Genomic DNA, 1,599 nt, shown 5'->3' on the forward strand with positions numbered 1-1,599 from the left:
AACGTATACTGCTTCTCAAAATAATGCTGATACTCACCGCTAATAATTTGCTCCCACCATTCTTTGTTATCTAAATACCATTGAATGGTTTGGGCAATCCCTGATTCAAAAGTGTAGGTTGGTTTCCAGCCTAATGCTTCTAGTTTGGTTGGATCAATCGCATAGCGCTTGTCATGCCCAAGGCGATCGGTTACGAATTCGATTAAGTCTTCTGATTTGCCTAGTGTGCTAATGATTGTTTTTACTACTTCTAGGTTTGTGCGTTCGTTATGTCCGCCGACATTGTACACTTCTCCATTTGCCCCTTCATGAAGCACTAAATCAATCGCCGCACAATGGTCTAATACATGTAGCCAGTCACGAATGTTTTTCCCGTCTCCATAAACAGGAATCTTTTGCTCATTTAGAACGCGAGAAATCGTTAGTGGAATTAACTTCTCTGGGAAATGATAAGGTCCATAGTTATTGGAACAACGTGTGATATTGATCGGCAAGCCAAATGTCTCGTGATAAGCACGTACCAACATATCTGAAGATGCTTTACTTGCACTGTATGGGCTATTTGGCTGTAATGGCGTATCTTCTGTAAAGAAGGTTGTAGGATCGAAATCAAGCTCTCCATACACTTCATCTGTTGATACATGAACAAATTTCGTTACGCCAATTGCTTTTGCTGCATCTAATAACACTTGTGTACCAAGCACGTTTGTCACGACAAAGATTTCTGGGTCTGTAATCGAACGGTCCACATGGCTTTCAGCTGCAAAATGGGTCACATAATCAAACTTTTCTTTTTCAAAAAGAGCTGATATTGCGTCTCGATCGGCAATATCTGCCTTCACAAAATGATAGTTATCTTTCTGTTCGATCTCCTTATGCTTTGTTAAATCTCCTGCATAGGTTAATAAATCTAAATTATAAATATCGTAATCCGGATATTTGTTCACCATGTATTGCACAAAGTTTCCGCCGATAAATCCTGCGCCACCTGTTACTAACACTTTCTTTCTTGCCACCTTAGTTCACCTCTTCTTGTAATTCCGCGATATATCGCGTTAATGCATCCTGCCATGCGGGAAGACGGGTAAAGCCGTTCTGCTCTAGCTTGTCCTTCGACATTCTTGAGTTCTTTGGACGAACTGCCTTTGTCGGATATTCTTCCGTTGTAATGCTATTTACGTTTACGCTTTTTCCTGCTACTTGAAAAATTTCTTTCGCGAAGTCTGCCCATGTCGTGAATCCCTCATTAGAAGCATGATACACGCCATATTTCTCTGTTTCTGCCATGTCTAACAAAAGCTTCGCCAAATCAAAGGTATACGTAGGCGAACCGTATTGATCCCCAACCACATTTAATTCGTCTCTTGTTTCTGCTAAGCGAAGCATCGTTTTAATAAAGTTATTGCCATTGACGCCAAACACCCAAGAGATGCGGACGATGAAGTACTTATCTAATAGGCTTTGTACTGTTTTTTCGCCTTCATACTTTGTTACACCATAGTAGCCAACAGGGCCTGCAGCATCTTCTTCAGTGAAAGGCTCTGTGCCTGTTCCATCAAACACATAGTCTGTGCTAATATAAATGAATTTAGCATCCAC

Annotated in this window: 2 protein-coding genes; both read right to left on the reverse strand. The window is 40.9% G+C overall.

Annotated elements, in window-relative coordinates:
- Positions 1-1,016, reverse strand: a 1,016-nt coding sequence (gene rfbB, locus RTL21_RS23165) for a dTDP-glucose 4,6-dehydratase (protein WP_312099553.1), incomplete at its 3' end; no start/stop codon positions are given.
- A gap of 1 nt (position 1,017) precedes the next feature.
- The coding region (gene rfbD / locus RTL21_RS23170; protein ID WP_312099555.1) for a dTDP-4-dehydrorhamnose reductase at positions 1,018-1,599 on the reverse strand (582 nt) is incomplete at its 5' end.

This window comes from Niallia sp. (genome assembly GCF_031978665.1).
Lineage (GTDB): Bacteria > Bacillota > Bacilli > Bacillales > Cytobacillaceae > Niallia.